Source organism: Methylomonas sp. LWB, from assembly GCF_001856095.1.
In the GTDB taxonomy this organism is placed as follows: Bacteria; Pseudomonadota; Gammaproteobacteria; order Methylococcales; family Methylomonadaceae; genus Methylomonas; species Methylomonas koyamae_A.
On sequence record NZ_MKMC01000078.1, the window covers coordinates 186423 to 200158 of the forward strand.

The window sequence follows — 13736 nt, forward strand, 5'->3', positions numbered from 1 at the left end:
AAACCCCACACCGAGTTTTTATCACCCATAGGAGCAACGCATGAAATCCCAACTGGCTATCGCACTGGCGCTGAGCGCCGTCACCACGGCGGCACTGGCCGGGCCGATAGAAGAACAAATCCGTTTCCGCCAATCCGCCTATTCCTTCCTGGGCTGGAACACCGCGAAAATCAAGGCTCAGGCCGTCGATCACCCGGAAACCTTCAACAAAGATCAAGTGATAGCCGCCGCCAACGCCATCGCGGCCGCCGCCAATTCCGGCATTCTGGAACAGTTGTACGGCCCCGGCACCGATCAAGGCACCGGCTGGAAACCCACCCGTCTGAAGCCGGAATATTTTCAAAAACAAGCGGAAGTCAAAGAACTGGAAGCCACTTTTATTAAGGAAGCCAACGAATTGCAAAAGGTCGCCGACGACGGCGATGTTGCGGATATCAAAGCGCAATTCGGTAAACTCGGCGCGTCGTGCAAAAGTTGCCACGACTTGATCCGGGTTAGAGAATAAAACCGCCTCGCCCGGAAATCAGCCCAGACGGGCGGCTTTCCGGGCTATTTGCATTCGAGGGTTGGCCGCCCGCCACCCTCAAACGATGGCACCGTCCGATCCGCTCGCATTGCCCCATCTAACCCGTCCCCGCCTCTCCACCATCGTTTTAAACGCTCGCTTACAAGAAACACCGACCGCCGGCGGGAAATTACATCTGCACTTGAGCGTCTTGTTACGAGCCATGCTGCCAGTCACCTCATTTGAGCCTATGTCAGCAATATTTTCATTTTTAGCCGCCGGGTTCTTTTATAAAAACAACGATGCCGGTTGCAACAAAAGCAAACAGGCCGGACGCCACAAAAGCTAGGTGGTAGTCACCGATCAGACTATGGACGTACCCGGCACTGTAGGCGGCAATGGCCGCTCCGATTTGATGAGCAAAGCAAATCCAGCCGAAAACCACACCGACGTTTTGTTTGCCGAATAAATCTGCGGTCAAGGCCGAGGTTGCCGGAATGGTCGACAACCAATTCATGCCGTAAATAATCGAGAACAGCATTAACTGCCCGGTCGTATCGATGCTGGGCAGCAGTATCAGCGTTGCGCCTCTGACGACGTAATAAAACGCCAGCGGCCAGCGCTTGCCGTACCGGTCGCATAACCAGCCGGATAAAATGGTGCCGAACACATCGGCCGCGCCCATGACCCCTAACGACATTGCCATGGTCATTTCGGTGAAGCCGTGTTCGATGCCGTGTGGAATCAAATGAGTTTGAAATAAGCCGGAGGTGGTTAATCCGCAAATGCCAAAACTCAAGGCCAACAACCAGAACTGCGGACTGCGCATGGCCGAGCGCATGGGATTTTGATCAGGCTTAAGCACTGTTCCGTGAACCCTATGGTAGCCATAGGCCGACAGGCCTTTGGATTCGGGATCGTCTCTTAAAAATTTCATCACCAACGGTAAAGCCACCAAACCTAACGCCACGGCGATAAACAGCGTCGCCGCGCGCCAGCCATCATGAACATTGATCTGCATTAGCACCGGGGTAAACACCAACTGACCGGAGGAAAAGGCGGCCCCCAATATGCCTAATGCTAGCCCCCGGTGTTTATGGAACCAGCGATTGATCAACGCCGATCCCATAATCATGGAAGTGCCGCCCGAACCTGCGCCAATCAGCAATCCCCAAAATAAATACAGTTGCCAGGATTCCTGCATAAAAACGCTGCCACCGGCGCCTGCTACCGACAAAATCAACGTGATAACACTGATCCGTTTAGCGCCGTAGACATCCATCAATCGGCCTAGAAAGGGACCGGCCAGGCCGAATAACAGCAGGTTGACTGAAATCGCGCCGCTAATGGTTTCTCTGTTCCAGGCAAACTCCTGTTCCAGGGACATCATGATGATCCCTGGAACAGAACGCAGCGCCGATGCAACAAACAAGCACAGAAACGTGACCGCGAGAACTACCCAGGCATAGTGAACTGAATCGGAACGACTCTTGGGCATGATGACATCGGACTTTGGCTGAAACATGGTCGTGTGGTTTTAATTGTGAGGCTTTCCGTTTAAAGCGGGGCACATATAGGCTTTACCGTTCGCCCTGAGCCCTTCGGCTGCGCTCAGGAGAGCCTTGTCGAAGGGTGGACGGGAAGCGATTATTCATTGTTAACCCGGCCCCATCGAACACTGGTACACCGTTCGGGCTGAGCCTGTCGAAGCCTGATGTGGCGCATCCTTCGACAAGGCTCTCCTGAGCGCAGCCGAAGGGCTCAGGACGAACGGTATTTAAGGGCCGGGTTAATAGTAAGCAGACTTATTCGGCGTCTTCGATTTTGTCCAGCAGTTCAATCAGTCGGGTTACCCCTTGCAGTAAGATACCGCCGACACCCAATGCAAACCAAACACCTATCACAAAGCCCCAATGAATCGGCGCGGCGAAGAATTCCTCTCTAAACCAGAAGGTATGGCCCCATTCGTTGAAGCCGACGCTGACCAAAATCATGAAGGGTCCGAACACCGCCAAGGTCAATGGCAAGGAAATGCCTTTGGCGTACAAAGGCAAGCGGGTTCTGGCATACAGCCAGGCGCAGCCGCCCAGGATCACGTAGAGCGGGAAATTGAAATAAAACTCGATGATGTGATTGGCGGTAAACGGCGTATCGCGGATTGCCACCTGGTGCCAGGAGTTGTCCTGTTCGGCAAAATAACTGCCCGCCCAGTACACGGCAAAGGTGTAAATGCTGATCCACATCGTCAACGTGAAATAGCGGCGAATCTCTTCCTTGGGTGCCAGTTGATCCAGATTGCGGTCGCGCGTGGTCCATAAGTAACCCCAAAAGCCGCTGGCGACGGCGGCAATCACCGCCAGTTCGATATAAAACAGCCGCATCCAGTATTGTTCGAACGCTGGTTCCGTGGAATCCAAACCGTGTTCTATCGCAAAAGCGCCCTGATACAATCGTAAACTGATGTACATAACAGTTAAAAAGCCAAAGCCCTTTAAATATTTGGGTAAGTCGATCAAATACCAAGGCAATGATTTGGGGTTTTCGCTGCTTAAGCGCACGTGTTCTGTCGTGGTAGCCATGATTTTTCTCCTGAATTAATTGAATTTGGGAATGACGGCGGCGGAAATGCTGGAGATATAGCGTTTCCCCATCACCTCGTCGTAAAGAAACAGCAAACCACCCACTCGGCTATCCGCATCTTTGATCAGCCCATCCAGCTTCTCCGATTCCCAGGCCGCATCGCGCACTTCTACGGTGACGGTGCGTTGTTCGCCGGGGGCGATAGGTGTATTGTCACTCAAGCTCAGACCGTTATTACTGACGTCATCCTTGCCGGGTTTGCTGTTGACGCTCGCTAAATCAGCGTTCATGAAATGCACGTTGGAACTGGAAAATTGGCCGATCCTGACCGCGCCTTGGCTGCGATTGTCGATACTAAACTGCAACAGCATCGCGCGTTGAGCCACGTTGTATTCCGCTTTTAGCGTGTCGACATTGACCATGCCGGCATTCACTTGAGCCGGCAGAGGCAAAATTCGATCCAAGCCCGCTTGCAATGGGATGGCGTCCGGATACTGGTTGGCGGTGACGGCATTCAGCGCCAATACCAATACCGGCACGCCGACTAACACCGCCTTGGCGATGGTTTTATCCTGAGCGGTGATCAGTTCATGTTCCAAACCGGCATCCAGCATGCGGTAACGGCTGATGAACAAGGGCCGACGCACCCACCACAGCAACCATGCAGCCGCCAACGCGCCCCAGAACAGATGCCAAAACACGCCGTTGGCAAAGCCGAAGCTCTCCATGTCGATCATTTCACCGTTGATGGTTTGAATCGTATTGCTAAAGTCGGCGGGATCGCCGCCGATTTCCAGCCACACCCCTGGGCCCATCACCTGACCAGCGTCTTTTAAATTAAAAAACGGATGGATGTGATAACGGCCCGGCAAACGGCCTTTCATGACCACCTTGAACTCGTAGTCGCCGCCCGGCTCCAGCGATACCGAGTTGGTCCAAGGCTTACCGTTCAGGTAGCGCTCGGTACGAATCAGCACCGGTCCTGGGGTGGAGATATTCAAGAAGCTGGCTTCCGGTTTCGGCACACTGATCGGCCAGTCTTCGGCGACATGAAACTTGCCGCTGACGCTGACTTCATCGTTGACGTTGAATGTTTGCGTGGACCATTGCACGTCGTACCACTGTATGGTTCGCATGCGAATGAACGGCTCCAGGGCTTTTTCGCCATGCGCCTGCGCAGCGGGTACAGTCAACACCAACAAAACGTTGATGCAAAGCACTGCCAACAGCCAAGGTTTAAAAAGTGATTTCATGACTGTTCTCCTTAGATTCTTTTCAGATAGCTGGTATTGGCGAACCATTTACCGATGTACCACCAGAGCGGATACATCAATGAACATAACAGCGCCGAACAAAATGCCGCCAACGGTGTGGCGTACTGGCCATAGGTGCGCAAGGTGCCGCGCTCGATGATGCGCAAGTATTCCGGCATGCCGGTGCGGATATATTGAAAACCGAACAAATCGGCGACAGTCAGCTGGCTATTGTGATACTCGACCGCTTGGTGGAACATGCCGAAGATCGGCCAGTTGGTGGGATAGAACAACAAGGCAAACGCAGCACCGCCGAAAATCGAGGTGATGGTCAGACTGTTGGTCAGCATCAACAAGGTATCCAATACCAGCGCGCCCGGCACCATGGTCGCCGGCAACACCATGTTAATCGGAAAGAAATTCCAGTAGTGATAGGCAAACACTCGGGTGACCCAGGTGCCGAGCAACAAGGCCGCGACGCACAGCGTAGCCCCCAAAGGCAGTCGGAACTTATCCCACAACACCGCCTGTACGGCGGCGGGAAAGGTAATGCCGATCAGCGGCGTGACCAATGGCCACCATTGCCGATCTTTCCAATCGACCCAGAAGTCCCAGTCGCCGACGGTCAGGGCAAAATGTAGATGAAACGAACCGATGAATAAGAATAGGGCCAGCACCAGGATCAGATAATCGTAAGCTCTGGCCAAGCGGGCTTTTTCGCCCCGATAAGGTTTAAATGTTGAAATAGGAATTTGTGCGGACATGTGTGCTTCCCCCGTAACGTTTTGTAGTAAATGACGGCGATAGCCATCGAAACTGGGCGTGTCGCCAACCGAAAACTACCCTTGGGGGAGTAACGTCATATAGGTTGAACGACACGCTCGCGATATAAGGTAAGGAGAATTTGATGAGCTGTGAAATGGTCAAATTTCATCCGTTATCATCAAGACTGTTCATGCTGGCCAGCAGCGATTTTGTTTAGTATGCAGCCGACTTCACTGATGGTTCCCCTGCTCTGCGTCACTGCCATTAAGTTAAGCCGTCATACCGGCATGGATTGCCGGTATCCAGTTCACAAGGATGTGAAAGGCCTTCGCCGTCCTTGGCTTCTGGGTTCCGGCAATCCCTGCCGGAACGACGTGTTTATTCTTAACTTAGTGGCAGCAATGCTCTGCGAGGGAACCTGCTCTGGGATGCTCTAGCGTCCCGAACCGCAGAGCGGTTCAGGTTACATTCCCACGCGAAGCCTGGGAACGATGTACCCGGCCTGCGGGAAGTTATTTTCAACGATATCCTTAGAATTCATTGAGGAACATCCACATGGCCAACCTGCGCACCTTCGACTTAAACCTGCTGCTGGCTTTCGATATATTGATGCGCGAGCGCAATGTCACCCGCGCGGCGGAATCCATGTTCGTCACCCAGTCGGCGATGAGCCATACCCTGCATCGCTTACGTCAGCAATTGAACGATCCGGTCTTGGTTAAGTCGCCCGCCGGCATGCAGCCGACGGCATTGGCACTGGCATTGGTGGAGCCGGTACGTAGCCTTTTGCAGGAAATGGAACGCTTGCTCGAGGCGCCGCAAGCCTTCGATCCGGCATCCAGTCAGCGCCGTTTCACCATCGCCGCGACCGATTACATGGAGTTTTTGATCTTGCCCGAGTTGTCGCAATCGATTGAGCAGTCGGCACCGGGCGTGGATATTCATGTCAAACGCACGGAATCTGCGTTTCCGTTGGCGCAGTTGGAAAACGGTAGCCTGGATGTGGTGTTGGGCTTTGCCTCGGTATTGAATCCGCCGGCGCATTTGTACTGCGAACATTTATTCATTGATCGCATGGCGTGCGTGGTTAGGCAGGATCATCCCAGCATAAAAGCGCCACCGTCGCTGGAGACGTATTTGGCCGCCACGCACATGCTGATCTCCAGAACCGGTGATAAATTGGGAGTGATAGACGAGAAATTGACTGAGTTGGGCTTGGAGCGCCGGATTAACTTCATCGTACCGCATTTTTTATCGGCACCCTTGATTGTCGCCCAGTCCAACATGATTTTGTCCTTACCCTATCGCTTGGCCGTGGCATTCCAGAAACTGCTGCCACTGCAAGTATTACCGGTGCCGGTCAGTTTGCCGGACTACGATTTGGCGATGATTTGGCATCCGCTATGGGAAAAAGACCCGGCCCATGGCTGGTTGCGTGAGCAAATCAGCAGCATAGGCCGGGAAATAAGCGCATCCCAAATCAATCTTTAGGCTATGTTCGCGTTAGTAGTTGGTGTCGCCCCGGCATGGATTGCCGGGGCCCAGAAGCCACGGACGGCGAAGTTTCAACACATCCTTGTGCCATGGATCCCGGCAATCCATGCCGGGATGACGGCTTCGATCTCATTCAACTATTAACGCTAACATAGCCAATCTTTAACGTCCTGGTAGGCCTGCGGCCAAGGACTTTACCTTCAACAAAAAGTACGGCGGTTTGGATTGATCATCGCCGCCATTCAACGTCGCCGAACGATGTAAGCGATTAACGACGGCAAAGAGTTGTCCGTTAGCGCCAAAACTGAAGGAATCGACCCAAGACAATCTTGGGCATTGCGCCAATTGCCGGTATTGTCGGTTAGGCGCGATCACGCCAATCGCATTATTGGCCAGATCGCCTAGATAAATATTGTTGTTCTCGTCAATGCTGATGCCGTCCGAGATTGGTTTGTCGCTATAGCGTTCAACCCGCTGTGCAAGTTCTTGCGGCATTAACGACTCGTTGATCAAATCCGCCACTTTAATCCGGTAAAGACTAAGGCCGTGCATCGGCCCGAAATAAACCCATTCGTTGGCTAAATCCTCGGTAATGGGATTCACGCCAATATGCGGTTTCACCAATTCGCCCGACGGCGTTTTCACCTGAATCGGCACATTGTCGATGACCAAATCGACGTTTTCCGGCACCACGCTTTTATGCCCTTCCAGCACCCGCCGAGCGGCGCCGGTAGACAAGTTGACCACGATCAAGGCGGCATTCGCACCACCCGCCGGATCGCTGATAAACGCATGATTGTGGTTAGCATCCAACGCAAAGTCGTTGACGAACGCATCCTTGGGTGCGATCAGTGCGGGTAAATAAATCAAGCGCTGGAGCTTGTTGGTTTTGGTATTCCAGCCGACCAATTTGGGCGTCACGCCGCTGCGCATGCCGTTGTCCAGCATCCAGACGATACCGTTGCTGTCGGAGCGGATACCCAGCACCGAGTCGAGCTTGATCGGCGCAGTCGAATCGGCCGCGGACATTTCCTTATTTGGAAAAGGTAGCAAGGCTTGATCCTTGTATTCAACCACGGTGTATTGCGGTTGATAAAACTGATGTTGGCTCATGATGATCCGGCCGTTGGCTGTCGCCGTGACATTGCCCGGCCCGGTATCGAGGTTGGCGAATACATCAAAATTCGAGTCGCCGTCAGCCAAGGCGTCACTGGTCGCAAACACCATGGCCGCGCAAAATAGAGTTACAAGATTCACTACCCTCTCCGGTATGTTGTTGGGTTGGACAACACCATACTGGATCGTTAAACCATTGTTAAATGACATAATTTAATCACGCATCATTCAATACATTGATGACGATTTGAGTATTTAATCTTGCCAAAACCGTGCTTTCATTCGATCAGTTCGGGATAAGAATTCCCTCTGGTTTGTTCCAGCGTACGGGTTAACCTGTGAGATTCAGGCGTTACTGCCGAAATTCGCTGAAATATTCGAATGTCCCAAAGTGGCCGATTGCCAGCCCAACCAACTCTTGCGTGACTCGGCTCAGATCGGAACCATGGAGCGTGTTGATTTCCAACCCCGGCATGCCAATACTCTTGGGTATTATGACGATGGCCTTGCCAAGCCCCCGCCCATTTGGTGGCGGTCATGATCGGGCGGAAGCCGGCTGTTTTAAGTTTCCGGCGACTGACTAGCGTCTTCCAACCAGCCGCGCGGACATTGGTATTCGGCTTTAGAACGCTAATTCCCGGCTGGATTTGCGCATCGACGAAATTTTTATCGGATTTCCGGGTCGATATCGCGCAAGTAGCAACCGATAGGCACATTGGCCTATTAACCCGGTCCTATTTATTACGGGTATTCCGTTCAGGCCGAGCTGGCCGAAGCCCAGGCTGGCCAGCCCTTCGACAGGCGAGCGGTATTTAAGGGCCGGGTGAATCATGTGTGCGGCGGCGCTACGATAACCGCAATATGACGGGGGAATTCCATGCCAAAACTTACCTTGCTGGCAATACCGATGCTGGTCATGGCTCAAGCAGCGTGCGCGGACATCAGCATCCGCTTCGAGAATGCCGAACACTACACCGACTTAGCCCTGTCCGGCGCCGCTACCCCAAGAGTACAGGCGGATTTACTCCAGCAATTCGAAGCGCATTTTCGCAAATTGGCGGGGCAATATTTGCCGGCCGGTGACAGCCTGGATTTGGCGGTCGAGGACATCGACATGGCCGGCGCCTTCGAACCCTGGCAAACGCCCAATGCCACCAATACCCGCTTCATCCGCGACCTATACTATCCGCGCATCAAATTGAACTACCGCTGGTACGGCCCGGACGGCCAAATCAAAGCCGAGAAGCAGGAACAGATCAGCGATCTGAATTACCTGATGCTACAGGACTCTGCACGCTACCCAAACAACGATCCCTTGCGTTACGAAAAGGCGATGCTGGATCGATGGTTCGCCGATAGCTTTGGAAAACGTTAGCACCGCTGTTGACCGCTTCGTGGAGGCGACAATTGCTCAAACGGTACCGCCCGCACCCCGGTAAGTTCAAGGATAAGATTCATCGGATTTCGCAAGCGACCCACCTCAAAGCCAAGGGTAAATAACCGAGGGGAGCGTCCTTTGAGCGCCGGGTAACCCGTGGCCTTATTGACCATTGGCAATTACCTGTTGGACTATTGGACTCACCGAAGCCGGCGTGATACCTCGCTCCGTGCAATATTTAGACTGCAACCATACGGACAGCCTCTTCGGTCCCTTGCTGGCATTGCAGACACGGCAACAAAGAACGATATTTTCTCTGGTGACAATCGTCGCATCGTTAACGATGTGTTCCCAGCTGGCCGCGGATTTATAAGACACCTTGGCCGGTGTAAATTCAATGCCGCAGTAAACACAAGTCTTGTCTCTTGCCCTGACTTCCGCTTCCAGCCAAGCGGGTATGTTCCAATTATTTGCCATTTCTCGATCCGATTCGTTGACTCCAAGCACGACATGCAACGCCCGGAACCGGCCATGTCTGACGGTGGTTTGTCAATTCTCGGCTAAGCTGTTCTCCAGCCCGGACCAGGCACGAGCTGTTGCGGCTTCCAACAGTTTCGGCAAAAAATCCGGCCAAAAGCCCACAATTGCCTCCACCATGCTCGGCCAGCGGTATCGGAGCGATTGTCGTACTCATACTTGCTCCCCAGGTTGGCGTGTTAAACAGAAGTTGGGCATATGCGAAACCGCTTGCCCTGACTTCGCCTCAATTCTAGCGTCTATTCCACTAGGCTAGGGCTATCAGCCAAACTCCAGCGGCGATGCCGAGTGGGTGGCGTAAATCCAAGGAAATCACCCGCTTATCATTGGCAAATTCCGTTTATCGGCAATACTAATTGCAAAGCGTGTTAGTTAGAGGTGAATATGTTTCAGAATATCGGTATCGGCACACGGCTAACCGGCGCATTTTTGGTAAGCACCCTGATTACCTTGGCCACCGGGCTGTTCGGCATTTACTTTGTCGACAAGGTAGGTAATACCGGGATTTACGTCGGCGAATCCGCCGCACCCTTGGTCGATGCGGTAATGGAATCCAAATTGCTCGCGACAGAGGCCCATTTGAAATTCGAAGAAATCATGGGTGGCGATGCGAATGAATCCATAACTGTCGTTAAGAGTAAAATGGATCAGGCCGAATGGTACCTAAACGTGATCGGCAAGGGCGGCGAAAATGCCGAAGGCAAATACTTCCCGGTGGATAATCCCGCGACGCTGGCCCAATTAAGTATTTCAAACGAAAAGTTCCGGACTTTACGTACGGCACTGGAAAACCGGTACGCGACCTTGGGCCAAAACCTGGGAGAGGCCGAGTTTCACCAACTGGATGCCCAATTCGATGCGGCATTCGACGCTTTTATCGAGGAAATCGACAAGCTGGAAACGGCGATTCAAGGCGACGTTAAACTATCGTTGCAAAACCTGAAAGCCACCGACGCGGAAAGTAAATTGATATTGATTGCGCTGATAGGCGCGGCGTTAGTCCTAGGATTATTGCTGGGAAGAATAGCGACCATTTCAATTACCACGCCGTTGCGGCAGTGCGTGGAGATTGCCGAGCGCATCCAAACCGGCGATTTAACCAAGACATCCGATACGACCGGAGGCGACGAAATTGCCCAACTGGTCAGAACGTTGGATAGCATGCGTTTGCGGTTGTTGGAGATCATCGGCGTCATCGTCAATAACACTAAGACCTTGAATTTATCCGCCGACTCGCTGGCGACCGCCGCGGTTCAAAGCGAGCGCGCCAGTATAGTCGAGGCGGAATCGTCGGAAATGATGACCAGCGCGGTAGAACAACTGTCGGTGTCCTTTGAGCAAATCGGCCAGCAAGCCAAACAGGTGCATAAAATCGCCGAAGAGTCCGGCAACCTATCGCTCGCCAGCGGCCGCATCATACATCAGACCTCCAGCGAAATGGGGAACGTCGCGGCGGCGGTCAAATCCACTGCCACGACCATACAGGAATTGGAAGACTTTTCCCGGCAAATTTACGGCATCGTCAACATCATTAGCGGTATAGCCGATCAGACCAACATGCTGGCCCTAAATGCCGCGATCGAGGCCGCTCGCGCCGGCGAACAAGGCCGCGGCTTTGCCGTGGTGGCCGAAGAGGTCCGGGAGTTGGCGAAACGCACGGCCAGTTCAACGCAGGAAATCACCGATATGGTCGGAAAAATCCAAGTCAACACGCAACGCGCGGCCAAGGAAATCGAAGCCGGCGTCAGTCGGGTCGGCGACGGCGTTGACTTGGCGAACCAGGCCGCCGACTCGATTTCGGAAATCCGCGATAGCAGCCAACAAGTGGCCGAAGCGATCGGCGACATGACTCGGATTCTAGCTGAGCAATCCGCCGCGACCCGAGAAATGGCTCACCGGATTAAACTGATCGCCGATAGCGCCGCCGAAAATAGTCGAACCGCCGGCGGCGCCGCGCGCTCGGCTCAGGAATTGGCGGCGTTGGCCCGCAACTTGGAAAGTATCGTATCCGGCTTTACCGTGGTCTGATAGGGTCTGACGCCAATTCTACGTTGTCGGATGACTGAATAAACCTCGTGATTCCGGCCTGGATCGCAGGACCCGTTAGAGCTCGGAGCGAATCCGGACGCCATGGACGGATTTAAGCCTACCCATCATGGCACCGAATGCCCGTTTCCCGACAGGCATGCCGATCTTGAACAAATCTGACAAAGTAGAATTGGAATCGAATTTTTGCCGTTCCTCGGGCTGCGGAAAACATTCGCCCCAATAAGCCCAGATTGGGAACCGGCACATTGCCGCTGATGGTTCACTGCCGCTCGTAACGTTTGAGAATGTGTGTTCAGGGGACATTTGCGATTGCTAAAACCTCTGGAGGCGGGGTGCAAATCTCGCCCCGCGCTCGCTCGCTAAGCGCCGAAATTCGCCATTCCCAAAAGCCGTCATTCTTTACTAGCGTAATGGCATCGGAATCGATGGCCGACTTTGGGTTGGAACCGCCGGCCGCTTTGCGACCGGAATACCTGGCGGTTTTGAAGTCGGAATCGCCAGTGGGTTTGATCGGAACATGCAAGCGTCCTATCGAAGCCTGAACGGCAACATACTTGCCGCCGTAAATGAAAATCCCCGTCCGTCCCGCTTTTTGCCTTGCGTTTATTGCTCGAAGCGTTGCGCGCAACTCTTTTGGTATTACGGGAATCACTATTTGCCTTGCCCGCAAGGCTTTTAGTGTTATGCGCAAGGCTCGGAGCCTTGCGTATATTGCTCGGAGAATTGCGCGCAACTCTTTTAGTGTTGCGGGAATCACTTTTTGCCTTGCCCGCAAAGCTTTTAGTGTTACGCACAAGGCTCGGAGCCTTGCGTGTATTGCTCGGAGCGTTGCGCGCAACTCTTTTAGCATTGCGGGAATCACTATTTGCCTTGCCCGCAAGGCTTGGAGCCTTGCGTGTATTGCTCGAAGCGTTGCGAGAATCACTTTTAGTGTTGCGGGATAGACTTTTTGCGTTGCGATCAAGACTGGGAACCGCGTTAATTGCCGGATTCGCGTTGAAAGCGCTGCTCCGGCGGCCAACCCGATACCCAATCAGCGGTCGCGGCGTGGTTAAAACGGTTTGCGGCGAGTCGGGCCGGCCGGCTCGCCGCGTAATGCAGGATTTTCGGCGATTGGCAGTCCTTAGGTAGCCGCTTTCGGTTTAGCGCCGCGATTAAAACGGACCGACATTGCTTGCCGCAGCGTTTCCAACGCGGCGCCCTTGCCGGCAATCTTTAACGAGGCATAGGCATCCAAACTAAAATTGTAAATATCGCTGCCCAGGGCCATGTCGGTATCCTCGCCGCGACTCAACAAATCCCGCAAGCGATGCAGGCGCGGGCGTAATTGATCCAGCGCGGTAAAATCGGCCACGGCTTCGTTGACATCCAGGCTGGGCGGCAGCGCTTGCGGATTTTGACCGGAGACGATTAGCGTCTGCCGACAAAACGCTTCAGTCTTATCGCCCATCAGTGAAAAATCTCCGCACTGATCGCTAACGGTAAAAACACTGAATCCATTGCAAAGCTAAAAGGCAGATCAACGAGCGGATAGCTTGGTGGTTCAGCCTTTAATTTTCGGATAGTCGCATTGTCGTTTTCTAACGCTGCCCAATTCAGCCGAGTGCCGCAGTAGATGAATACGCGCTCATACAACGGAACTTCGGCATTTAAGCTCTTGAACGTTGCGCAGCCGGACAGTCCCACACTGCAAAAAACACAGATGACGATATTCTCGAATGTTTTCAACTTATTCCTGTCATATGATTGCCTTCAACCTGCCATTCAGCTTATCACGTCAAATAAGCTAAAACTGTTGCTCACAAGGAATGCCGTCATTGTCACCGTCCATCTTCGTACCAGGGCAATTCCGGAGATAAAAAACAGCTTCCTCATACGACCCCATTTCCAAACAATACACCTTACCTTGACACTGAAAATGTTGAATGGGTTTTTCGGGTTCAGCAATTGGCAATACCGGCTGACCACTAGAGCCATTTTGATTCGCAAACTTGCTGAAGATTGCAACGGCTGCGAGTACAAATAGAACTGGAATAAATCTATATCCTGATTTCTTATA

Annotated in this window: 13 protein-coding genes; 4 read left to right on the forward strand and 9 right to left on the reverse strand. The window is 53.1% G+C overall.

Annotated features, from left to right (window positions below; all coding sequences use genetic code 11):
- Nucleotides 1-40 precede the first annotated feature (40 nt).
- The gene (locus tag BJL95_RS21625) at nt 41-505 is read left to right on the forward strand and encodes a cytochrome c (protein ID WP_064025579.1); all 465 of its coding nucleotides are present in this window, start codon (nt 41-43) and stop codon (nt 503-505) included.
- A 271-nt stretch (nt 506-776) separates the two neighbouring features.
- On the opposite strand, the gene BJL95_RS21630 is transcribed toward BJL95_RS21625, so the two are convergent.
- From BJL95_RS21630 to amoA, 4 genes are all read right to left on the reverse strand, one after another.
- Nucleotides 777-2030, reverse strand: a complete 1254-nt coding sequence (locus BJL95_RS21630; RefSeq protein WP_254786874.1) for an MFS transporter — start codon at nt 2028-2030, stop codon at nt 777-779.
- A gap of 280 nt (nt 2031-2310) precedes the next feature.
- Nucleotides 2311-3084, reverse strand: a complete 774-nt coding sequence (gene amoC / locus BJL95_RS21635; protein ID WP_071160693.1) for a bacterial ammonia monooxygenase, subunit AmoC — start codon at nt 3082-3084, stop codon at nt 2311-2313.
- 15 nt (nt 3085-3099) lie between these two features.
- Nucleotides 3100-4338, reverse strand: a complete 1239-nt coding sequence (gene amoB / locus BJL95_RS21640) for a bacterial ammonia monooxygenase, subunit AmoB (RefSeq protein WP_071160694.1) — start codon at nt 4336-4338, stop codon at nt 3100-3102.
- Between the two features lie 11 nt (nt 4339-4349).
- Nucleotides 4350-5102 (reverse strand): bacterial ammonia monooxygenase, subunit AmoA, encoded by a 753-nt coding sequence (gene amoA / locus BJL95_RS21645; protein WP_071160695.1) that lies wholly within the window; start codon nt 5100-5102, stop codon nt 4350-4352.
- 556 nt (nt 5103-5658) lie between these two features.
- Between amoA and BJL95_RS21650 the strand changes: the two genes are divergently transcribed.
- Nucleotides 5659-6594, forward strand: a complete 936-nt coding sequence (locus BJL95_RS21650; protein WP_071160696.1) for a LysR family transcriptional regulator — start codon at nt 5659-5661, stop codon at nt 6592-6594.
- 165 nt (nt 6595-6759) lie between these two features.
- Here the strand turns inward: BJL95_RS21650 and BJL95_RS21655 are convergent, their stop codons facing one another.
- Entirely contained in the window at nt 6760-7854 is a 1095-nt protein-coding gene (locus BJL95_RS21655; RefSeq protein ID WP_083386203.1) for an L-dopachrome tautomerase-related protein, read from the reverse strand.
- Between the two features lie 736 nt (nt 7855-8590).
- Here BJL95_RS21655 and BJL95_RS21660 point away from each other — a divergent pair.
- Nucleotides 8591-9088, forward strand: coding sequence for a DUF3016 domain-containing protein (locus tag BJL95_RS21660; protein WP_083386204.1), 498 nt, complete (start codon nt 8591-8593; stop codon nt 9086-9088).
- A gap of 165 nt (nt 9089-9253) precedes the next feature.
- Here BJL95_RS21660 and BJL95_RS24295 read toward each other — a convergent pair whose 3' ends face one another.
- A complete protein-coding gene (locus BJL95_RS24295; protein ID WP_083386205.1) occupies nt 9254-9568 on the reverse strand; it encodes an HNH endonuclease in 315 nt (104 codons plus the stop codon).
- Between the two features lie 444 nt (nt 9569-10012).
- Between BJL95_RS24295 and BJL95_RS21665 the strand changes: the two genes are divergently transcribed.
- Complete coding sequence (locus tag BJL95_RS21665) at nt 10013-11656, forward strand: methyl-accepting chemotaxis protein (RefSeq protein WP_071160698.1); 1644 nt, start codon at nt 10013-10015, stop codon at nt 11654-11656.
- Between the two features lie 1144 nt (nt 11657-12800).
- Here BJL95_RS21665 and BJL95_RS21680 read toward each other — a convergent pair.
- The 3 genes from BJL95_RS21680 to BJL95_RS24305 form a co-directional block, all read right to left on the reverse strand.
- A complete protein-coding gene (locus tag BJL95_RS21680; protein ID WP_071160365.1) occupies nt 12801-13127 on the reverse strand; it encodes a hypothetical protein in 327 nt (108 codons plus the stop codon).
- Entirely contained in the window at nt 13127-13405 is a 279-nt protein-coding gene (locus BJL95_RS24300) for a YceK/YidQ family lipoprotein (RefSeq protein WP_083385911.1), read from the reverse strand. The genes BJL95_RS21680 and BJL95_RS24300 overlap by 1 nt, the downstream gene beginning before the upstream one ends.
- Before the next feature lie 58 nt (nt 13406-13463).
- Nucleotides 13464-13736: excalibur calcium-binding domain-containing protein (locus BJL95_RS24305; RefSeq protein ID WP_139306344.1), on the reverse strand; the 273-nt coding region annotated here is incomplete at its 5' end.